17 protein-coding genes are annotated in these 21,941 nt (G+C 65.3%); all 17 read right to left on the bottom strand.

The window, feature by feature from the left end; translation table 11 throughout:
• Positions 1-109: 109 nt before the first annotated feature.
• Entirely contained in the window at positions 110-4,585 is a 4,476-nt protein-coding gene (locus E3T19_RS04000; protein ID WP_134408173.1) for an FtsK/SpoIIIE domain-containing protein, read from the bottom strand.
• 42 nt (positions 4,586-4,627) lie between these two features.
• Positions 4,628-5,116 carry a hypothetical protein gene (locus E3T19_RS03995; RefSeq protein WP_088457208.1) on the bottom strand — a complete coding sequence of 163 codons (489 nt, stop codon included), beginning with the start codon at positions 5,114-5,116 and terminating at the stop codon, positions 4,628-4,630.
• A gap of 27 nt (positions 5,117-5,143) precedes the next feature.
• The gene (locus tag E3T19_RS03990; RefSeq protein WP_134408172.1) at positions 5,144-6,139 is read right to left on the bottom strand and encodes a hypothetical protein; all 996 of its coding nucleotides are present in this window, start codon (positions 6,137-6,139) and stop codon (positions 5,144-5,146) included.
• A 108-nt stretch (positions 6,140-6,247) separates the two neighbouring features.
• Positions 6,248-7,003, bottom strand: coding sequence for a hypothetical protein (locus tag E3T19_RS03985; RefSeq protein ID WP_134408171.1), 756 nt, complete (start codon positions 7,001-7,003; stop codon positions 6,248-6,250).
• A 5-nt stretch (positions 7,004-7,008) separates the two neighbouring features.
• Complete coding sequence (locus E3T19_RS03980) at positions 7,009-7,671, bottom strand: hypothetical protein (RefSeq protein WP_134408170.1); 663 nt, start codon at positions 7,669-7,671, stop codon at positions 7,009-7,011.
• On the bottom strand, positions 7,668-8,711 hold the full coding sequence (gene pilM / locus E3T19_RS03975; RefSeq protein WP_134408169.1) for a type IV pilus assembly protein PilM: 1,044 nt from the start codon (positions 8,709-8,711) through the stop codon (positions 7,668-7,670). Before pilM ends, E3T19_RS03980 begins: the two co-directional genes overlap by 4 nt.
• 25 nt (positions 8,712-8,736) lie before the next feature.
• Positions 8,737-9,564: an A24 family peptidase gene (locus E3T19_RS03970; protein WP_134408168.1), complete on the bottom strand. Its 828-nt coding sequence runs from the start codon at positions 9,562-9,564 to the stop codon at positions 8,737-8,739.
• A complete protein-coding gene (locus E3T19_RS03965; RefSeq protein ID WP_134408167.1) occupies positions 9,561-10,721 on the bottom strand; it encodes a hypothetical protein in 1,161 nt (386 codons plus the stop codon). Before E3T19_RS03965 ends, E3T19_RS03970 begins: the two co-directional genes overlap by 4 nt.
• A gap of 212 nt (positions 10,722-10,933) precedes the next feature.
• Positions 10,934-11,569, bottom strand: coding sequence for a hypothetical protein (locus tag E3T19_RS03960; RefSeq protein WP_134408166.1), 636 nt, complete (start codon positions 11,567-11,569; stop codon positions 10,934-10,936).
• The gene (locus E3T19_RS03955; RefSeq protein ID WP_134408165.1) at positions 11,569-11,994 is read right to left on the bottom strand and encodes a prepilin-type N-terminal cleavage/methylation domain-containing protein; all 426 of its coding nucleotides are present in this window, start codon (positions 11,992-11,994) and stop codon (positions 11,569-11,571) included. The genes E3T19_RS03960 and E3T19_RS03955 overlap by 1 nt, the downstream gene beginning before the upstream one ends.
• A gap of 95 nt (positions 11,995-12,089) precedes the next feature.
• A complete protein-coding gene (locus tag E3T19_RS03950; protein WP_134408164.1) occupies positions 12,090-12,509 on the bottom strand; it encodes a type II secretion system protein in 420 nt (139 codons plus the stop codon).
• A 138-nt stretch (positions 12,510-12,647) separates the two neighbouring features.
• On the bottom strand, positions 12,648-13,877 hold the full coding sequence (locus E3T19_RS03945; protein ID WP_134408163.1) for a type II secretion system F family protein: 1,230 nt from the start codon (positions 13,875-13,877) through the stop codon (positions 12,648-12,650).
• Positions 13,877-15,382 carry a type IV pilus twitching motility protein PilT gene (locus E3T19_RS03940; protein WP_134408162.1) on the bottom strand — a complete coding sequence of 502 codons (1,506 nt, stop codon included), beginning with the start codon at positions 15,380-15,382 and terminating at the stop codon, positions 13,877-13,879. The genes E3T19_RS03945 and E3T19_RS03940 overlap by 1 nt, the downstream gene beginning before the upstream one ends.
• Before the next feature lie 19 nt (positions 15,383-15,401).
• Entirely contained in the window at positions 15,402-17,078 is a 1,677-nt protein-coding gene (locus E3T19_RS03935; RefSeq protein ID WP_134408161.1) for a GspE/PulE family protein, read from the bottom strand.
• A 245-nt stretch (positions 17,079-17,323) separates the two neighbouring features.
• Positions 17,324-18,004, bottom strand: coding sequence for a hypothetical protein (locus E3T19_RS03930; protein ID WP_134408160.1), 681 nt, complete (start codon positions 18,002-18,004; stop codon positions 17,324-17,326).
• Positions 18,005-18,078: 74 nt separating this feature from the next.
• Positions 18,079-18,777, bottom strand: coding sequence for a hypothetical protein (locus tag E3T19_RS03925; RefSeq protein WP_134408159.1), 699 nt, complete (start codon positions 18,775-18,777; stop codon positions 18,079-18,081).
• A gap of 197 nt (positions 18,778-18,974) precedes the next feature.
• Positions 18,975-21,863, bottom strand: coding sequence for an EAL domain-containing protein (locus E3T19_RS03920; protein WP_166788787.1), 2,889 nt, complete (start codon positions 21,861-21,863; stop codon positions 18,975-18,977).
• Between the last annotated feature and the right edge of the window lie 78 nt (positions 21,864-21,941).

The following is a 21,941-nucleotide window of genomic DNA, read 5'->3' as shown; positions in this document are numbered from 1 at the left end:
CCCGGTGAACGGGTTCGATGGGCAGCGGTCCCCATGACGCGAACTGTTGCCCATGCGGACATTTGCGGCCGGCGTGCCGGACGCAAATGTCCGCTTCGGGAACAGAAGGTCACGAGAGCAGCGGCAGCTGCACCCGCACGAAGTTGCCCTTAGCAATCAGCACGCCACGGCCGGGCGGGAACTCCGCCCGGTTCATCCGCGGCAGAGCGGTCTTCAGCAGGATGTCCCCCTCGACCGATTCGGGCTGCAGCAGCAGTCCGCGTCGGGCGTTCTTGATCTCGCCGAACAGCGGCCAGGACGAGTTCCAGGCGCTGGTCTCGGCCTCGGCGAGCAAGAAGTGATCGCTGCGCTTGACCGCCCGGGTGAGTTCGAGGATGCCGCCGTCGGCGGGCGTCTGCAGGAAGTCACCCAGACTCTCGACGAACACCGCGATGCGGCCCTCGGTGTCGGGGTCGGCGACCGCCGCCGCAAGGTCCTTGGCCAACGCCGCGATGGCGTCCACCGTGGTCGCGGCCTCGGTCCACAAACCCAGCCGGGAGATCGGCGAGCGGGCGTTGCCGAAGTAGTACAGGCGCGCATCCGGTTCGAACCGTTTGAACGCCAGCGCGATCGATTCGATGGCGGTGCTGCGGCCGCTGGCCGGCGGGCCCGCCAGCAGCAGGGTGCCGCTGGGCTCGAAGCCGGCCGGGCCCAGGTCGATGTCGCCAAGGCCGAGCACCACCCGGTCGCCGATCCGGGCGGGCAGCTGCGCCTGCGGGAACTCCTTGGGCAGCGCCCCGATCGACGGCGCCTCGGCCACGCCGGCACGGCGCATGGCGTCGGCGAGCCGCTTGGTGGCGGCCGACTGCGCGGACTGCGCCGACAAGCCGCCGAGGATGGCGATCTGGGTTTCGAAGCCGTCCACAATGGCGCGGCCGGCCGGCGACTTGATGCTCAGGATGTCGCCGGGCACGTCGAGCATGCCGTAACCGTCGTCGGCTAGGCGCAATACCACCTTGCGCTGGATCGCGGAGGAGATCGACGCGGGCACCGCGCCGGCCCGGTCGGCGGTGATCGCCACGTGCATGCCCAGCTGACGGCCGTCGGAGAGGATGTCCTTGAACACGTCGAACCACTGCGCGCGGCCGGCCGCGATCTCGAAGTCGTTGCGGAAGTTCGGGAACCCGTCGATGAGCAGCAGGATGCGCGGCTCGGCCGGCTGGTTGGCCAGCTGACGGTACTCGGTGATGTTCGACGCGTTCGCCTCGGCGTACAGCGCCTTGCGGCGGTCGATTTCACCCTGCAGGGTGCGGAACAACCGCACGACCCGTTCGACGTCCTCACCCATGATGATCGAACCGACGTGCGGCAGCTGCTCGAGCATGCGCAGGCTGCCGGCACCGAAGTCGAGCCCGTACACGTGCACCGGGCCACCGCGCGGGGTGATCGCGGCCGCGCAGGCGAGGGTGCGCAGCACCGCGGACTTGCCGGAGCCGCCGGTGCCGAAGATAGAGATGTGACCGTCGATGTCGGGCCGGAAGTACGCGGAGACCTGTTGCTGCTGCTCGGCGATGTCGGAGACGCCGAGCAGGAGTTCGGCATCCGTGCGCTGCCTCAGCAGGCTGAGGTCGTAGGCGCCGGCGAGTTCGTCGAGCCACGGCCGGCGGGGCGCGGGGATGCCGGTGGCGGCGTTGGCGCCGATGATGGTGGTGACCAGGCGTTGCTGGTCGGTGGGGCCGAGGTCGCGGTCCTCGTCGACGTAGTCCACCGCTCGCGGCTCCTCCCAACGGCTTTCCGCGCCGAACCGCAGCTCGTGCACGTCGATGCCGGCCCGCTCGGGTTCGCGGCTGGTCCAGCCGCCGGCGTAGGCGGACTGGAACTGGGCAAGCCGGCCGGGGCCGGTTTTGGCGACGCCGCGGCCGGGGATGGCCGGGTCGAAGTGGGCGGATTCCTTGGTGCCGATCACGTCGGTGCTGTCGGACTCGTCGGCCATCCGCAGGGCGATGCGCAGCGGGGTGTTGGCGCGCAGGTTGTCCTTGATCACACCGGCGGGACGCTGGGTGGCCATGATCAGATGGATGCCGAGCGACCGGCCGCGCTGGGCGATGTCGACGACACCGTCGACGAACTCGGGCACCTCGGTGGCCAGGGCGGCGAACTCGTCGATCACCAGCACCAGGGCGGGCGGGCTGTCGGGGTCGCCGCGCTTCTCCAGCTCGAGCAGGTCCTTGGCCTTCTTGCGGTTGAGCAGGTGCTCGCGGTGGTGCAGTTCGGCGCGCAGGCTGGTGAGCGCGCGGCGCACCAGGTGCGGGCTGAGGTCGGTGACCAGTCCCACGCAGTGCGGCAGGGTGACGCAGTCGGCGAAGGCCGAGCCGCCCTTGTAGTCCACGAACAGGAAGGTGACCCGGTCGGGGCTGTACTCGGCGGCCATGCCGAGCACCCAGGCCTGCAGGAACTCGCTCTTGCCGGCGCCGGTGGTGCCGCCCACGAGGGCGTGCGGGCCCTGGGTGCGGAGGTCCAGGTGCATGGCGTCGACGCCGGCGGAGCCGATGATGGCGCGCAACTTGCCGGCCCGGCGCGGTTTGGGGGTGCCGCCGCTTCGGTCGTGGATGGAGGTGTTCTGCTGCCACCGGTCGATGACCGCGGCGCTGGTCTCGACCATGTCATGGCCGAGCAGGGTGACCAGCGACACGGTGCGGGGCAGGTCGCTGGCGTCGGCGACGAGGGCGCCGGCGTCGATGACCGGGGCCATCCGCTTGGCGAATTCGAGGGCGGCGGCGGAGTCGACCTGTTCGGTGACGACGTTGTCGATGGTCTCGCCCAGGCGCACGAAACCGACGGTGGCGATGCCGGGTTCGTCGCCCAGGTGCAGGTAGGTGCGGCAGACGGCGGGCAGTGCCGCCACGGTCGGGCCGATCCAGATGGGGTACACGCCGGCGTCGGCGGCGATTTCGGCGAGCTGCACGAGCCGGGCCCGGTCGATAGCCACGTCGTCGGAGATCAGCAGCACAATCGCGGGGATGGCCGACTTGGTGCCCTCCTTGGTGCCGGATGCGCCGACCTCGCCGCCGCGCTCGAGCGCGGCATCCGTTTGCACCATGGCGCCGCGGCGGCTGGCCTTGGCCTGGGCGAGGCGCTGCTCCACAACACCCTCGATGCCGGAAAGCACCGCGCTGGCACTGGCGGCGCTGTCGGCGAGGTGGCTCCCTTCAATGGGGCTGTGCGGGGAGGAAGTGTGGGGCATCCACTTGAGCCATTCCAGCTCACGGGACCAGCGGGGCGTGACCAGGGAGGCGACGACAAGTTCGGCCGGTGAGTGCAGTGCGGTGAGCTGCACCAGGATCGAGTTGATCGAGCCCATCGCCTGGGCGGGTGAGCCGGCGATTCCGAGTGCGCCGGAGTCGTAGAGGTTGTCGATCAGCGGCACGCCGTCGAGGGTGCGATTGGCGTTGATGACTTCGGTGAGCTTCTCCTCGAACTCCGGCAGCATGTCGCCGCGGCTGGAGTCGGAGATGGTGTTGCGGGAGTTCATGGTGCCGCAGCCGAGCCGCACGTTCAGGAACGACCAGTGTTCGGGACGGCGGGTCCAGAGCATCGGCCCCCGGTTCATGGCGTGTTCGTGTGCTTCCAGAGTGGAGGGCGACTCCTTGAGCCGTAGCTCGTGCTCGATGACCCGTTCGGTGGCCAGCCGATTGGTGAGTACCTCGAGCCTGGCGCTGAACTTGGCCACGGCCTTGGCCATCCGGCGTTTGTCACGGCCCTTGGTGGTGAAGAAGTTGCCGATCAGCATGACCGGGGAGAGCAGACAGAACAGCAGGGTGGTGGGGCTCTTGGTGAGCGCGAACATCGCCCCGCCCAGCAGCAGCGGGGTGATCATCGCCAGCAGCGGGAACGGTGCGTCCTCCTTCTCGGTGGGCACCTCCGGGGAGACGAACTCCTGGCCGATGTAGCGTTTCTCCACCTTGGGCGACCGGTTGAAGAAGATCGGGCCGGGTTTGGGCGCGCTTTCGGGCGCGGCGCCGGCGACCAGACTGATTTCGACCTCGGAGTCGCCGAGCAGCATCCGTTCGGTCTTGGCAATGCGCAGCCGGCCCACGATGCCGCCGTCCACGACGACCCCGTTGGCGCTGCCGAGGTCGATGACCTCCACGGCCTCGCCGATCTCCAGCCGCACGTGCTTCTTCGATACCAGGCTGTCGTGCAGCACGATGTCGCAGGCGGCGTCGCGGCCCACCAGCAGGCTGCCGGGCGCCAGCGGGAACTCGCGGCCTTCATCCGGCCCGGAGAGCACCTTGAGTTGGGCTACCGGCTGCGCCGTCAGCGTTGACGGGGCCTGGTAGAGCACACCGGCGTCGGCGAGGCTCACGGATGCGCCGGAGCCGATCCAGGCCTCCCCCACCGGTCCGTCCGGCGGCAGGGTGAGTGGCACGCTCTGGCCGGGCAGCGTTGCCCGCAGGGTGAGGAACCGGTCCGGTGAGTGCGTGGTCTGCGCGTCGACCCGGCTGATGGTGCCGGCGATTTCGGAGATCGTGGCTGCCGCATCCGCGGTGACGATGATGTCGCTGGCGGCGCCGTTGGGGCGAACCAGGGTGAGCTTGAGGCGCATTCAGTTCCTATGTCAGTAGAGCTGGCGGTGCGGGGTGACGTGCTATTCGCCGCGGCGCTCCCACGGCCAGAGCGGCCGGCCGTGCTCGCCGTAGTGCGAGGCCAGCAGGATCGAGTAGACGAGCGCGACGAGAAAGGCCAGCGCACCCACGGTGAGGGCGAACGGGCTGGCGAGCATGCTGCCGGCGAACAGCAGCACGCCCAAGGGTTGGCCGTTGCCGGCGGCCACGAGGATGGCTCCGGTGACGATGAACAGGCCGTACGCGGCGATGCCGGTGGCAACAGCAAACCCCACCACGACGCGTTGCTTGTCGGGTGGGGTGTTGACGCCGAGAACGATCAGCATGAGCAGCACCAGCAGCACGGCGACGGCCGTCATGGTGGGGCCCACCAGGGTGCCGGCCGACCTGTCGGCGATGACCTCGAGGTTGGTGGCCAGGCTGATCAGGCCGAACGCGGCCACGAGCAGTGCGGCGTAGAGCACGGTCGCGAAAACCGCGACGACGGTCGCATATTTCTGGTAATCGCGCATTCTGTGCTCCCCCCGCACTGCCAGCGGTTAGACCGGACGGGCGAGCTGCGGTCCTTCGGCGAGCTGACGCTCGTATTCGGCCTTGGCGGCGATGTTCTTCGCGGTGATGCTGCGGCCGCGGCGGGCGATCCAGGCGCCGAACCAGATGGGCACCTCGCGGGCCACGACGGCCGCGGCGATGGCGCCGGGGTTCAACCACTGAGTGCTCACGAAGCGGGCCGCTTCGGCGGGGGACAGGTTCCACGCCTGCACGGCGAGCAGGGCGCCGCCGATGTAGGAGAAGTACACGACCACGGCGACAAGGAAGCCGCCGAGCACGTAGGCCCACCAGCCGGCACGGTTGAGCACCGCGACCAGCAGCGCGAAGGCGAGGAAGAAGAAGATCACCGGCACGTAGAAGACCGGCAGCACCAGGAAGTCGGTGAACCGGGTGGTGGCGTCGGCGACGGTGGCGGCGTTGGCGGCGGAGATGAAGAACGCGATGACCGCATAGACGCCGGCGAAGACCGCGGTGGCAATCAGGCCGATGAGGATGCCGGCGGCCCGGTTGCCCAGGGTCTTGGGCGGGGTGGGCGCGGTGACGTACACCGGGCTCTGCGAGAACTGCTGGGTCTGCTGCTGCACCGGCGGCTGCACGGTGGGCTGCGCGGCTGCGGCGGGGACCGTCGCGGCTGCCGGGGTGGGCACGTAGGTGGGCGTGTAGTTCTTCTGCTCCGCAGCTGCTTCATCCCGGGCGACCTCGGCCGGGGTGGGCTCGGCGGTGAGGCGCTCGACCTTCTCGGTCGGCGCCTCCGACGCGTTGACCGTCACCGGGGTGGCCGGCTCGTAGTCGATCGGCTCGCCGGGAACGTAGGCAGGCTCCGGCGTCGAGGTCTCGGCCACCGGTTCGCGCACAGGCTGGTCGACGGTCTTGCTCGGGTCGGCCACGGTGGTGGGCTCCGGGCTCGCATCGTCGTAGATGTGCTCGGTGGGCGCATCCGGGTTGTGGTTCTTGTTGCCCTCGGGGGGCGTGGTGTCGGTCATGCTGCACTCCTCGTGAGCCTCGCGGCCGTAGCTCTGTGCTGCCACTGTAGCAATGCACGCGCCAGAACTGAGGGAGGCCGAACCCGCACAGGCAGGAATGTCGGCGGGCTACTCCGCTACCGCAGCCGCAGGGGCACCTTGCGGGACGAGCACGTAGACGAGGCCCGAGATGGTGGCGTCGACAACACCGGACGTTGCCGCCGGGGCAACTGCGTTTGAATCTGTGTCGCCGTCAGTCGCGGCGACAGATGGAGCGTCGATAACGGCCACAGTGCTCACCCCTGACACCAGAAAGAGCCGTGCGCCGGTCTGCAATCCGTTGACGAAATCGAGTACGCGGTTGTAGTCGCCCGTCAGAGTGATCTGAACTGCCAGCGAAGCGAAGTTCCCGGCTGTGATCAGAGGATCGACGACGGGCGGAATACCGGCCGTTGCGACTGTTGCCTCCGGGGCCGGGACTAGCTCGGTGGTTGCACCGTCCTCGGCTACGGGTGCTGCCACAACTGCGGCTGCAACGGGCGTGTACGCAACTGCGTCGGCCACTGTGATCGACGCGACCGTTACTTGCGACCGGCCGGCGAGTTCGGAGAGTTGCTTGACGAAAGCAGGCATTTCCGTTCCCGTTGGGACCGAATCGTCCAGCGGGGCCAACTCGGCACGCAGGTCATCGATTCCAGCGAAGTCAAGCTTTAGTTGGTCCAGCACCACGGTCTGCTCCGCGTTGACGGCTTGCACTGCCAAGCTTTCCGCGCGGGCCGCGGCGGCGGCCTTGAGTTGCGGCTGAACGCCGAGCATAAATCCAAAGGCAACCACGGCAACCATGGTGAGCACCGAGCCGATGAGCCAAATTCTGTTCTTGTCCATGGCTACTACTCCTTTTCGACGAAGCGCTGCGCGAATGCGGCATCGTTGATGTGCATGGTTATGTTCACGGTGTAGAGTCCGGTCGTTTTATCCAGGCTCACAGAACCGGGGAGCGCATCCGCGAACCCCGGCAGCGTGGCGAGGCCATCCAGCCACGTAGGCACGTCGGGTAAACCGCTACTGGTTGCGGAGAAATTAAGGGTCGCAATCCGTGCCCCCTGAAGCGGAGCCGTAGGCTGCTCGTACGCCAGGATCGGGGTGGCGGAGTCGGCGGTGACTGACTGGATGACCACGCCGGCTGGGAGGATCCTCTGGACCTCGTTGAGATACGACTTCCAGTCAATCTCGGTCGAAACGCCAACGCGCTGAGCGGCCTCCACGAGAGACACCTGAGACTGCGCGCTACGAACCTCTGCGTACTCGATCTGTTCGGCAAGGAGCTCGCCCGTGAGAGCCTGGTCCGCGAGCAAATTTGTCTGCGCCTGGCTCGATAGGAAAGTCGCTCCGGCTGTACCGGCGAGTACCAAAACGAGCAGCCCAACCACGCCAAGCCCCAGGATCCTGCGGGTGGATTTCGCCCGACGGCGCTGCAACACTTCGGGAGGCAAAAGGCTCACACGGGGTTCACCCCCGACCGCCAGTTCCTCTTCAATGGTCCTGCGGCTCACGCGACACTTCCCAGGGCTAAACCCAGTGCAACGAGATAGGTACTTTGCGTCTGTCTGAAGGCGTCAGCACGAACCCCTCGCCCGAGCCCAACCGATTGAGACGGATCAGGGGCTAACACCGGAAGCCTAGTGATTTCGGTCAACGCCTCGGCAAAGCCGGCCAGTCGAGCGCCACCTCCGGTCAGCACAATTCGACTCACCGGCACGGCATTACGGGTATTGACAAAGTAGTTGACCGTGTTCCGCAGGCTGTTGAGGAGCTCCGTTGTGACCTCACGGATGACTGAAGCCGCAGTCTCCTGCCCCAAGGGCGTGGACACATAGCGCTCGGATCTTTTGAGCACTTCGGCTTGGTCTTCCGAGATTTCCAGGCGTTGCATGAGGGCCCGGGTGAGATCCTGACCGCCAGTGGGGATCAGCCGCACGAATTGTGGCGTTCCGGCGTAAGTGATGACGACGGTGGTGGTGCCAGCGCCGATATCAATCTGCACAACAGCGTCGCCGGACTGCGCGCCCCGGAAGATGGACCGGCTCAAGGCGAAGGCAATCAGATCAACGTCAACCGGATTCAGACCGGCCAACTCGACTGCCTGCACGTTTCCCAGGACGGCCTCCTTGACGGCGGCCACGAGTAGACCGTTGACGTGCGGGCCGTCGTCACCGTCGCTCTCGGAGATCGGGTAGAAGTCGAGAAGGGCTTCGGCTACAGGGACGGAGATCATGTCCTGCGCTTGGAAGGGGAGGGACTCCCGGATCCGTTTGAGCGACATTTTCGGTAAGGACAGGTCGCGAGCGACCACGCGGTGGTTGCCGATGCCCAGTACAACATTCTTGCTTTTGAAGCCGCCCGTGGACCAGAGCTGCTTGAGCGCGGATGCCACGGTGTTCGGTTCGAGCACCTCACCTCGGCTGACGGCGCCGTCGGGCAGCGGCACCTCGTGATAACGCACAAGGGTAGGTCGGGAATGTCCGGCGTCGCTCACCTCGACGGCACGCACCGACGCACTTCCAATGTCGATTCCGACGACGTTCGCAGTCATTGCTTCTCCCTAACCATCCGTGCTGTCATGTCAAGCCAAATATCGACAGATAGCCCGTTGCTATCCTCTCGCCGCCGAAGATACCCAGCCACGCCCCAGCGAGCATCCACGGGCCAAACGGTATGCCGCTATCCCGATTGGCCTTCCGAGTCAGGATCAAGACAAGACTAAACAATCCGCCGAGCAGGAATGCGCCGAACGCGCCGACTGCCAGGGCATCCCAGCCCAGCCACCCCAAGTAGAGACCCAGCACTCCGGCGAGCTTGACGTCACCGAGCCCCATCCCCCCGGGGTATAGCAACGCCATCAACAGGTACAGGCTGAACAAAACGACACATCCTGCGGCGGCCGGGATGAGTCGTTGGGACTGATCGCTCAGAATCGCAGCTGAGGTGAGCAAAGCTGAACCAACGATGTAAGCCGGAAGTACTATCCGATTCGGAAGGGTGTGGGTGTCGAGATCGATCATGGCCAGCGCAACGCTCACGGCGGCGAGATAAAGGAAAGCAATGAGCGTCAATCCAAAGGCCAGCACCGGCCGATACCCGGTCGCCATGGGCACCTCCGACAGAGCCCACCAGGTGACAATTCCGAAAAAGATCGCGGTTCCGAGTTCCACCAACGGATAACGAGGTGAGATCGGTGCGGCACAGTCGCGGCACCGTCCTCGTAAAAGCAACCACGAGACAACGGGAATATTGTCCCACGGGCGAATGCGAGCGGCGCAGGAACCGCAAGAGCTCGGGGGCGACACGAATGAGCGGCCAGCCGGGATGCGGAAGATCAGCACGTTGAGAAATGAGCCGATGAGCAAGCCGAATCCTCCGAAAACGACACTCGGAATGAGGATCACCCGACACGATCCCGCGACGAGACCAGGGCGCCCAGGACGGCCGGCGAGCCAGCCGAGCCACCCGGCGTGTACGTGCCGTTACTAAGGTTGGCACCGGGAAGTCCGATTCCGACGTATCCGAAGAGTGCGTTATTCCAGTTGGAAATTGTCCCCGCATACATTTGGCCTCGCCAGGTAAAGCCGTTCCCGGTTCTGATACTGCATGGCGTGTACAGCATCGCTGTGATCGGCGAATCAATCTGGAGGTTGTTCCCGATATCGAAGTCACCCTGATTCGCACTGCAGGTTGCCGTGTTACCTGCGGGCACCAGATCTGGCGTGATGAACCAAACCCGATGCGGCACCGCAGGGTTGGAGGACCTGAAGTTCAAGCTGTTGGCAAAGTCGAACTTGTGGGCGACGACCACGAGGTCGTTGTAGAGGGTGACATCGCCTGAATCGGAAACGCCTGCACAGTTGAGGGCGTTGAAGATAACCGGGTTCGTGCCGTTGTTCTGGGGCAACGGGCAAAGCCCAGCGGTCGCGGGTCGAATGTTCTCGTTGAAGAGGACCCCGGCGGGGGTAGCCCAGTCGTTTCGGTTGTAACCGAACTCAGTCCAGACCGGAACCGTTGGCATTGCCATCGCCGGGTTCCAGCGCGCGGCCGGGTGCGTCCCAGGTTTGGCGCCCGATGCCCTCAGAATGCCGCCAATCGTGCCTCCAGGCGGTAGGAACTGAGTCACGCCTGAGGACCATGCGTCTCCGGTGATCGTGCAGCTCTTGAGCGTGATCGTTCCGGTCACGACGACGACGTTTCCAGTGACCACCGTGTTGTTGTCGCAGTCAAGATTGCCGGTCTTCACCTGGATGGCGGGAACAGTGGCCGAGGACGTAATGGTTCCACCATTGTTGAAACTCGCGCCGTTGGCAAGAAAAATGGCCGGTCCGCTCGGGATGGACGCCGGAGTAGAGGGCGGGGTGGCCGGGGTATATGAATAGATGGCCTCGATCTTGCTTACATCCCCAGCGGTAGACCCGCTCACGCCGAGAGAGTGAGCTGTGCCCGTTGACTCGATCTTGACCTGAGTAGCGATAGCACAGGCCACCGGAGACCCCGCGGCGTTCTGAAACTCGAGCACCGCAGACGCAATTGGATCGCTGGAGACTACCGGCGACACACAAGATCCTCGGGATATGGATTCCACGGCGAGGGCGGTCCCCGCCTGGGCCGCTGCACGAGACTGCACGTGCGCTCTGCTCCCACTCGTAGTCGCAAGTCCGTTCACAGTCGCAGCGGTGATCGTGAGGCCGATCACTAACGTGACCGCCATCACACCGAGGACGGCCATCAGGGCGCTCCCACGCTCTTGGAACGCGGTCAATTTGAACCTCAGAAACATGGCAAACCTACCAATCCGGTCACCGGCACAGGAACGGGCAAGGGCTGAAGACTGCTCACGGCATTGTTTATCCGCACGGGCTCACCATCGACTGTGCTGACGTCGAGAGTGAGAATGATCCCTCGTGACGGCGCAGGAGGAGGAGGCGCTGGGCCAGGAACTGGGGTCGAAACAGGGGTAAGGCTAACTATGGGAACGCCTGAAACGGCGTTCATTCCGTCTCCAAGGAGTGTCCAGGTATCAAAATCAGTGGCTGATATCAGCAAACTGGACGTCTTGGTTCGAACTTCACCGCCGCCGAAGTACCAAGCTTGGCAGCGCCAGACCGGCGTAGTAGCCATGCTTGCGGTGCGCACGGTCAGTAGCTGCGTTCCCGGGCTGGGCGTGGTGAGTGCTAGCGCACTGGCGTTGCGCACTCCCTGCCCGATCGATTCTGCAACAAGCTGACCAGCGTTGCTCGCCTGGGTGGCATTGCGGACCGTGCGCTGAGTTGCCAACGAATTGATGAGCACTCCGCCGACGATAACCAGCACTATCACCATCATCGAGATGTATATGAGCAGTTCGATTAGCGTGAAGCCAGAGGTCGTGTCTCCTCTGTCGAACTCGGGACGGGAGTCGGCCATCAGGCGGACTTGAGGTAGACCCGTGTGGTCGCCGTTGCCGGCGCGATAGTCGAACCGACCACCGATACCGCCACCGTGACTCTGACTGTTCCCGGGTACGTCAACGGGCAAGTGCTAACGGAGCGTGTCGGCTGGTAGCTCACGCCTCGCGCGTCAGGCGGTACGGCGGCAACGGTTGCGACCTCGTACGCCTCGATGAGAGCGCACGTGTCTCCGGCGGTTCGGGCCTGATCCATCTGGTCGTTCACTAACTGTGTGGCCGTAGCAACGGAGGAGTTGATGACCGTGGACGTCATCGAGGTGACAAGGAGTGGCAGGAAGGCTATCGCCAGAAGGCCGAGGAGGAACATCGATACGACGATCTCAATGAGGCCGAATCCATCGTCACGGTTCTTTATACGCCGCGGACTGAAATCGGATTCCACTGCATCCTCCTTTCATGTGGCCCGGGAAAGGTAAGGGGCTGGTGGACGCAATCTTTGTGATCCGCGTCATGCCAGCCCCTACCCAGAAATTGGGGTTAGCAGCCGCCAGTGGTGACCCCTGCGGTGTCAGTCGCGTGGAATGTGTGCCCCGTCGCTGTATTGACAGTATCGAATCCAGCGATGCAGAAACCCGCGGGCGTAGTGGTTGTCGCGGCAATTGTCAGGTTTGAGGATGTGGGCGCCGAGAAACCAGACAGGCCGGTCAGTGTGGTTGGAATGACCCCGTTGCTGGCCACCATAGATGCCACAACTGCAGTCTTCGCATTCGCGATGTCTGATTTCACGGCGCTGTCACGTGCCGACACTTGCTGGCCAAGGAAGATCGGGATGGCAACGGCAGCGAGGATGCCGATGATGATAACGACGACCAGGAGCTCGATGAGCGTGAAGCCCTTCTCCTTCTGGTCAAGTGCTGAACGCTTGTTGGCAAGCGATGCCGAGATTCTGCGGATCATTAGGGGGGTCCTTTGCTGAGAGAGAACTGGGAAGAGCGATTGCGTTGCCTGATTTGAGCATATGGTCTCGGAGACCGTGTGCTCTCCCGCAGGTGGGGGCAGTTCAAAGAGGCACTACCCCCATTTCGGGGGGTATGACTACTTGATGTACTCGAAAATACTGAACATCGGCATGTACAGCGCCACGATCATCCCGCCGACCACGACGCCGATGAACGCGATCATGAGCGGCTCAATGAGCGCGGTGAGCTGCTCGGCCGTGGCTTGCACCTCCTGATCGTAGAAGTCCGCGATCTTGCCCAGCATCTGCTGCAGCGCTCCGGCATCCTCGCCGACGGAAATCATTTGCACCACCATCGCGGGAAACACTGGCTCCAAGGCGAGCGGTCCCGCAATCGACTTGCCCTGACGCACCGACTCCTGCACCTTGCGCAACGCGGACTCAACCACCCAGTTGCCGGAAGTCTCACCGACGATGTTCAACGATTGCAGGATCGGCACGCCAGCGCCGATCATTGTCGAAAAGTTGCGGCTGAACCTGGCGATGGCCAGTTTGGTCATGAGCGGGCCGAAGACGGGCACCTTGAGTTTGATCGGGTCGACGACCTTGCGCACACGTTCGGTGTTCTTGTTCTTGCCCCACCAGACAGTGAAAATGATCCCACCGACAATGAGCACAGGCAGGAGCCACACCATGGCGCTGGACAGCACGACAAGTATCTGAGTGGGCAACGGAAGCTGGCCACCGAAGCCGGCAAACATCTTCTCGAAGACCGGAACGATGAACGTCAACATACCGATCACCGCGAGCACCGCCATGATGAGCACAATGGTCGGGTACGCCATCGCCGACTTGATCGTGTCCCGCAGCTTCGTCTCTGACTCGAAGTTACCGGCGACCGAGTTGAGGGAATCCTCCAGGAATCCACCTGTTTCTCCGGCCCGAATCAGGTTGATCATGATCGGCGGGAAGGTGGTCGAGTACTTGCCGATGGCATCCGACAGGGACACGCCCGTTTCAACGTCGGTCCGGACGGCCGCGAGGATCTTTGCGAGTTCTTTGTTCTCCGTTTGCTCAGAGAGGATGTTGAGAGTACGGAGCAGGGAGAGGCCAGCCGAGGTCATGGTCGCCATCTGCCGGCTCATGATGGCCAGGTCCTTCAGGCCGATCCGTTTGCTAAACCCAGGAATCGTGATGTCCGTGTTGAGCCCGGTACCGACGGCAACTTCCGACACAGAGATCGGTGACAGCCCCATCGTGCGCATCCGCGTCATGGCAACGCTCTCCGAGGAGGCGTCCAATCGGCCCTTGATGACCTTGCCTGCGGCATTACGGCCCTTATAGGCGAAAGCTACACTAGCGGGCATCAGTAGCCACTCCCTCCGGAAAAGGCGTCGTAGTCGATGCCGTCGCTCGACATCGGTGACGTAGCCGTGCCCGTTGCGGTCGGGTCGATCCGACGAATGAGCTGGGCGAGACCCTCAAGATCTTGGGCTTTCTCCTCGGCGGATTCTCGGCTGATGAGACCGGCATCGACCAGTTCGGCCAGGTGCTGGTCCATGGTGTGCATGCCCAGGGCACGGCCGGCCTGCATTGCCGAAGGGATTTGGTAGGTCTTGCCCTCACGGATGAGGTTGGCGATCGCGGAAGTGGCGAACATGACCTCAGTCGCCACCACCCGGCCGTCATCGACGCGCTTCACCAGGGTCTGACAGATGACACCTTGCAGGGTCGCGGCCAGCTGGGAGCGCACCTGGGCCTGCTGGTGGGGCGGGAAGACATCGATCATGCGGTCGATAGTCTGCGGAGCGCTCTGGGTGTGCAGCGTCGCGAAGACGAGGTGGCCGGTCTCAGCGGCAGTGATTGCAACGGAGATGGTCTCGAGGTCACGAAGCTCGCCGATCAAGATCACGTCGGGGTCTTGCCGAAGGACGTGTTTCAGGGCTGCGGCGAAGCTCTTGGTGTCGCTCCCGACCTCACGCTGGTTCACCAGGGACATCCGATGCTTGTGCAGAAACTCGATCGGGTCTTCCACGGTGACGATGTGGTCGGCACGGGTGCGGTTGACCTCGTCGACGAGTGCGGCTAGAGTCGTTGATTTGCCCGACCCGGTCGGACCGGTAACGAGCACGAGCCCTCGCGGCAGCGCCGCGAACCGGGCCACCGACTCGGGCATCCCCAGCTCTTTGAGCGGTTTGATGTCTCGCGGGATCAGTCGGAATGCTGCGCCTATCGAGCCTCGCTGCTGGTAGTAGTTGACCCGAAACCGGGCACCGTTGGCGGTATATGCGAAGTCCAGTTCCAGTTCCCGTTCGAACTCCATGTGCTGCGCGGGAGTGAGGATGCTAAGCAGAGCGCTCGATACCTTGTCGAACAACCAGCGAGTCGTGTTGTCGAGTGGGCGCAGGCTGCCGTTCACCCGGAGGTTGGGCGGTGCACCCACCGTGATATGGAGGTCCGAGCCGTTGAGGTCGAGCACCTCCTGCAGGGCATCAAGAAGGTCCTGATCGACGCCCGAAGGCTCATCCGTGCGCTGGGCGCGGCGAGAGCGAACGGGGTCGGCGCCCTCCGACCGAGGCCGGAGCACCCGGACCTGCTCCGCCCCCTCCAGCGCCGAGCGGGTGAGGTCCGGGCGGATGTCCTCGCCCGACCAGGCCGGTTCGGCGTGTGTCGGCGACACGGTCACGATTTCCGCGGGCAGGTCGTACTTGGAGACGAAGGGCGCTGAGTCTCCAGCGGGGGAATCTGCCGGGTCCTTGAGATACCACGGCTCAGGCTCGATGGCGGCGGCCGCCGGGTCGGCTCTGGCATCCTCGTCGCCGTTTGGACGCTGCGGCGGGGTCACCGGAATGTCGTAGATGGGCTGGCTCATGTTGGTGTCCCCTTTTGCACTACGCGACCACTCGCAAAATTTCTTCGATCGATGTCAAACCCAGGCGGGCTTTCGCCCAGCCGTCTTCGCGGAGTGTGATCATGCCCTGGTCGCGGGCGACGCGGGCGATCTCAGCGCTGGAGGCGCGAGCGACGGCGAGTCGCTCGATCTCCTCGGTCACCGTCATGACTTCGTGGACGGCGAGTCGGCCCCGATAGCCGGTCTTGGAACAGCTCGAGCAGCCGACCGGTTCGTAGATCGTCGGCAACGGCAACTCCGGGTCGAACGCGAAGCGCAACCGAGTGAGGCCCTCGGCGGTCAGCGCTGATGGCGCCTTGCACTTGTCACACAGCCGTCGGGCCAGTCGTTGGGCGACGACGCAGTCGATGGCAGAGCCGACCAGGAACGGTTCGATGCCCATTTCGGTGAGCCGGGTGATGGCGCTCGGCGCGTCGTTGGTGTGCAGGGTCGACAGCACGAGGTGGCCGGTAAGTGAGGCCTCGATGGCGATCTGCGCGGTTTCGTGGTCGCGGATCTCACCCAGCAGCACCACATCCGGGTCGCTGCGCAGGATGGAACGCAGGGCGCTGGCGAAGGTGAGGCCCGCCTTCACGTTCACCTGCACTTGATTGATGCCCGCCATGCGGTACTCCACCGGGTCTTCGACGGTGATTACGTTGACCTCGGGGCGGGCGACTGCGCCGAGGGTCGTGTACAAGGTTGTGGACTTGCCCGAGCCGGTAGGGCCGGTGATCAGGATCATGCCGTATGGCTTGGAATATGCGGTCTTGTAGGCCTCGAAGTTGTGCTCAAGTAGGGCCAGCGCCCGCACGTCCAGGGTGGTGCTGGAGTTGTCGAGGATTCGCATGACGACCTTTTCGCCCCACACCGTGGGCAGCGTCGCCACACGCAGGTCGATTTGCCGGCCCGCGTGCCGCACCGTCATACGGCCGTCCTGGGGTTTGCGGCGTTCGGCAATGTCGATGTCGCTCATGATCTTGAGCCGGGAAATGACACCGTTTTGGATGCTTTTGGGTGCGGTCTGCATTTCGTGCAAGACCCCGTCGATGCGGTAGCGCACCCGCAGGCTGTGCTCGCCGGGTTCGATGTGGATGTCGGATGCGAGGTCCTGGATGGCCTGGCTGACGAGCAGGTTCACGAACCGCACGATCGGGGCGTCGTCGTCTCCCGCATCGGAGACGCCGAAGGAGGCGCTTTCGGCGGCAGCGGCGGCGTTCTCTTCTTCGAGTGTGGAGGTGAGATCGCTGAGTTCGCCATCGGCCCGGTGGTAGCGGCTGATGGCGGCGAGCAGGTCGGAGCGTTCGGCGACGACCTGGGTGACACGCATCCCGGAGGCCTCGCGCACATCGTCGACAGCAAAGACGTTGCCGGGGTCGACCATGGCCAGCACCAGCCGGTTGCCGTCTATGAGCACCGGGAGTACCTCGTGCCGCCGGCAGACCCCGACGGGCACGAGGGCCACGGCTAGTCGGTCGACGGGGTAGTCGGCGAGCTCGACGAAGGGCAGGTTCGCCTGCGCTGCCCGGGCCTTGGCGAACTGTACCTCACTGATAACGCCCTGGGCGACAAGCGCACGCACGGCAGATTCGTCGGCCGGATCCCCGGCCAGGAGCGTATCCAGTACTTCGATTGGCAACAGGCCGTGCAGAATCAGGATCTCAGTGAGCGTCGCCATGAGAACCTCTCCATCCGGGCTGTGGCTGCAGGGAGACGAGCGCACGCAGCTGGTCAACCAGCGCCCGAATGAGATGACGAGTCACGATAACCCAGGCCTCATGAGGTGGCGACTCCCACAAACAGGGGGCCCAGGGTCGGCCCGGCCGGTCCGGTGTCAGCTAGGTCGGTCGATGCTTATCTGTACCTTATCGGCTGGGCCGCCGCTCTGCGCACATATATGCCTCGGCCCGTCGCATTGCTGGGTCAGGCACCGGCCCAGATCGTGTTAACCATGTCGTGGGTGTAGCCATCCGGGCCGGCGTTCACCCAGAGGGTGGCCAGCCAGATGCCGCCGCGCAGGAAGTGCGACTGGCCGTAGCGGCCGACGTCGGTGGTGGTTTCGGTGATGCAGCGCAGCCCGTCCAATTCCTCGTAACACTCCATGCCCAGCGCACGGAGGCGGGCCTCGACGGCGGCGGTCTGGTCGGCGGCGACCCACACCACACTGGTGGACACGCCGCTGTCGGACGCCCCGGCGGGGCTGACCCACCGGCAGCTGAGGTGCTCGCTTCCGTTGATGATCGCGCGCAGCTCGGGGTCGTCGGCGCCGTCGCGCACATCGGCGCCGGGCTGGGTGGTCCAGGCCGGGTTGAGTACCAGGTCGCCGAACGCACCGACCATCGTGGGGCTGTAGATCTGCTCGCAGGCGGCCGGCTTGGGGGTGCCAGGTTCGAGCACGGCGGTGGGGGCGCTGACCGCGGCAGCCGCCGCCGGCGCTGCTGGCACGGGCCGGGCGTCGGGGTCCACTGCGGGGGTGGGCACGGGCCGGGGTGAGAAGACCACCCACACCGCGGCCAGCACGACGAAGACGGTCACGATACCGCCCAGGATCAGCAGCACCCACTGTGCTCCGGCCGTGATCGTCGGTGTTCCATGAACGGACATTCGGCCTCCCTGAGCGCAATCCTTCCGGAGGATTTTGCGCACAGCATAGCCCGACGGGGCCAGGGAGGTGCTGGTTAGGCGCCGGCCCAGACGGTGGCGACCATGTCGTGGGTGTAGCCTTCCGGGCCCGCGTTCACGTAGCGGGTGGCCAGCCAGATGCCGTCGCGCAGAAAGTGCGACTGGCCCGCGATGCCCTCGGCACCCTCGGTCGATTCGGCGATGCAGCGGATGCCGCCGAGCTCTTCGTAGCAGTTCAGGCCGTCGCCGAGCAGCCGCTGGTGCACCGCTTCGGACTGCTCGGCCGTGACGAAGACCACGTTGGAGGTGAGGCCGCTACCCGAGCCGCCGTCGGGGTTGCCCCATACGCAAGTGAGGTGCTCTGCGCCCTCGATGACGACGATGAGTTGTTCGTCGTCGGTACCGAACAGCACGCCGGAATTGACGTCTTTCTCGGCCCACTCGGGGTTAAGGGTGCCGGTCTCGTTGAGGGTGGCCAGCATGGCGGGGCTGTAGATCGCCTCGCAGCTGGTGGGGCGCGGCCCGGCGGCCACCGCGGGCGCGGCGCTGGCGACGGCCTGCGGCTCGGCGGTTGCGGTGGGCGTGGGGCGGGTGCCCGGCAGGGAGTCGTCGGAGCCGGAAGGAGTGCCCGCTCCCCCGCGCCAGACAACGAGCACCACGATCAAGGCCACGACCAGCAGCACGCCGACGGCGCCGAGGGCGAACCACAGCGGGCGCCGGGACGGTGAACCAGTCGGCAACGTTGCAGCACCCATGGCGGTGACCCCCTTCGAGATTTTCCCCCAGCCTAGCTGGCCGTTTGCCTCCGGGCCGGATGCGGGGCATCATGGGTCGCGAGCCACCGTGTGTTCATGACTCCTTGTTGCGCGACCTAGTCCGCACTGTCTGTCACACGGTGGCTCCTCGCATCCGCTGGTCGCGCTTGTCGGCGACGAGCCTAAGAACGAGCGAGTCAGGTGGCGAAGACGACCGCGGGGGAAGCGCTGGGAGTCGGCTTCGAGAAGAGGTAACCCTGGCCGTAGCGGCAGCCCATCGCCTGCAGCAGGTCTCGCTGGTTGGTGGTCTCGATGCCCTCGGCGACCACATCCAGATTGAGGGAGTCCGCCAAACGGAGGATTCCTTCCACTATCGCTCGATCGTGTTCGGACCGTTCAAGGTCGCGGATGAACGACAGGTCGATCTTCAACAGGTCCACGGTGAACTCGCGCAAATGTGTGAACGACGAGTAGCCGGTGCCGAAGTCGTCGATGGCGAGCCGCACTCCGATGGCGCGCAGCTCCTGGAAGGTTCGGGCGGCGGAGTCGATCGCCTCAAGCACGGCGCTCTCGGTGAGCTCCAGCCAGAGCTGGTCAGGGGCCAGACCCGAGTCCCTGAGCGCGCGCTTGACGACAGCGCCGAAGTCGTCCTGCACGAACTGCCGGGCCGAGACGTTCACGCTGACGGCCACGTTGCGCTCCAGGGCGGTCGCCGCGTGGCAGGCCTGGCCCAGCACCGTGGCACCGATGCCCTTGATCAAACCGACCTCTTCGGCAATAGCGATGAACTCCCCCGGGGAGATCATCCCGCGCTCGGGCCGCCGCCAGCGCGCGAGGGCCTCGGTCGCCACGACTCGGTTTTCCTGCAGGTCCACGATGGGCTGGTACCACGTCTCGATCTCGCCCTGAGCGACGGCGTCGCGCAGAGCCAGCTCGGTGTCGAGCCGCTGGTGAATGCGGTAGCGCAGGTCGTCGTCGAAGACCTCGTATCGGGCGCGGCCCCGTCCCTTGGCCAGGTACATCGCCTGATCAGCGTTGCGCAGCAATGACTCGGCGTCGTCATGACCGAGCCCGAATGCTATGCCGATGCTGGCATCCACGGATGCGATCTGGTCACCGAACTGGATCGGCTCTGAGATGGCCTTCTGGAACGCCTCGGCGATCTTGTTGACGTCCCCGCTGCGGCCGACATCCGGGCAGATGACCACGAATTCGTCCCCGCCGATGCGGGACACCGTGTCGGTCGCCCTGGCATGCTGGCGCAGCCGGAGCCCAACCTGCATTAGGACGGCGTCGCCGGCGTGATGGCCGAGGCTGTCGTTGACGAATTTGAATCGGTCGAGGTCGATGAACAACACGGCGACGCCGGTACCGCGACGCGACGCCTGGAGGAGAGCCTGATTCAGCCGGTCGAGTAGCAGCAGGCGATTGGGCAGGTTTGTCAGCGGATCGTGGAAAGCTAGATGCTCGACCCGGGCTTCGGCCAGGCGCCGGGCGGTGATGTCCTCGAGTTGGTACAGGAACCCGCCGGCCTGCTCACCCTCGTTGATCTCGGCGATGCTGACCTTGACCCAGGTTTCCTCACCGTCGTCGCGTCGCATCCGACGGTCCATGCGGCGGCCCGTCGGGCCGTCGAGTCCGACCGTCGCGGATGCCGCGCCATCACCGGCATTCGCCGGGCTGAACATCGACTCGATGGGCTGATTCACCACCGGGATCAATGACCCGGCCAGGTCGAAGAGCCGCTTGTTCGCCTCGACGACTATTCCGTCCAGGGACACGATGGCTGTTCCGAGCGGCGACGAGGCGAAGGCGGCCTCGAAGCGGGCACTGGCCGCCGATGCCGCGTGTTCGGCAGCGCGCAGCGCGGTCACGTCGGTCACGCTGGCAAGGTGCCCCAACACAACCCTCGCGTCTGTAATCGGGGCGGTGCTCACCTGCACCCAGTTGACCTGGCCGGAGGGAGTGCGGAATCGCATGGTCGTCTCGTAGGCCTCCCCGGCGGCGGCGTACTGGTGCCATTCCTGACGCACTCGGTCGGCGTCGTCGGGGTGCATGGCCGCGACCCAGCCGTCGCGCCGCGACTGGCGCTTCGTGAGCCCGCTCAGCTCGAGCCACTGGTCGTTAGCCGAAATGATTCCGCCCGCAGCATCCAGTTGCACGATGCCAACCGGTGCGATCTTGATCAGCGTGTGGAGCGTGTCCGCCGTCTCCGCCAGCTGCCGGGTGCGAGCGTCAACCGTCTCCTCAAGGGTGTGGTTGGCCTCGGCGAGGGCCTGCATGGCCGCGTCCCGCTGGCGATCGAGGGTGCGCAGCCGGCGCGCCGCGATCCAGGCGAGCCCCGTGCCGAGAACTGTCATGACCGCGATCAGGATGGCGACGCCGAACACCGTGTCGTACCAGCCCAGGCGGCGGCCCGCAAGGTCGGCCAGCCCCAGGACGAACGGGCCGAGGAACAAGACAGGAATGACCGGGCGGAGCAGATGCCCCGCGCTGCCCGGGTCGCCCAACAGCGCGATCAGACCGTTGGCGGGACGCTGCAGCAGGATCGACAACGACAAAATGGCCAGCCCGAGCGCCGAGGGCAAGGCCATGCTCGCGAACCCGCCGACACTGTAGAGCGAGGAGACCCCGTAGGCGTAGCCGAGAATCGCGATCAGGCTGATTATGAGCGTCCCGAAGGCCAGTCCGAGCATCACGCTGGCGCGGGCGAGCCGGCTGGCGACGACGGATGCCCCGAGCAGCAGCAGCGACACCGCCGTGGCCGGCGCCATGCGCGCGGTCTGCCCGTCGAAGTCGATACCCGCAAGCTCGTCAATGCCGAGTGATATCCCGAAGATGTACTCGGCCAGGGTGAGCACACCGATCATGGCAACAGCGAGACCCAGACCCAGGCTGACTCGGCGCCGGTCCAGCATTGCCACGGCAGCAGAGACGAGAATGAAGCCCACTGCGGTCATCGGTTTGATCGTCCACAGGCCGGCGATGGCCCCGGGGATCGCGCCGAGCCCGACGTACCATCCGATCAGGAGGATCACACCGACCGCTCCGGCGACGGCCGCTCCGGTGAGACTGGCCAACCGCATGATGTGCCTCTGCTCCCGATGGGCAGGAGCGCCACTCGTCATGATGATTCTACCGGGCCGACGCTCGTCGCAGGTTCT

It is taken from the genome of Cryobacterium sp. TMT4-31, from assembly GCF_004403385.1.
GTDB classification, from domain to species: Bacteria; Actinomycetota; Actinomycetes; order Actinomycetales; family Microbacteriaceae; genus Cryobacterium; species Cryobacterium zongtaii.
This window is presented reverse-complemented; position numbering and strand designations above follow the sequence as displayed.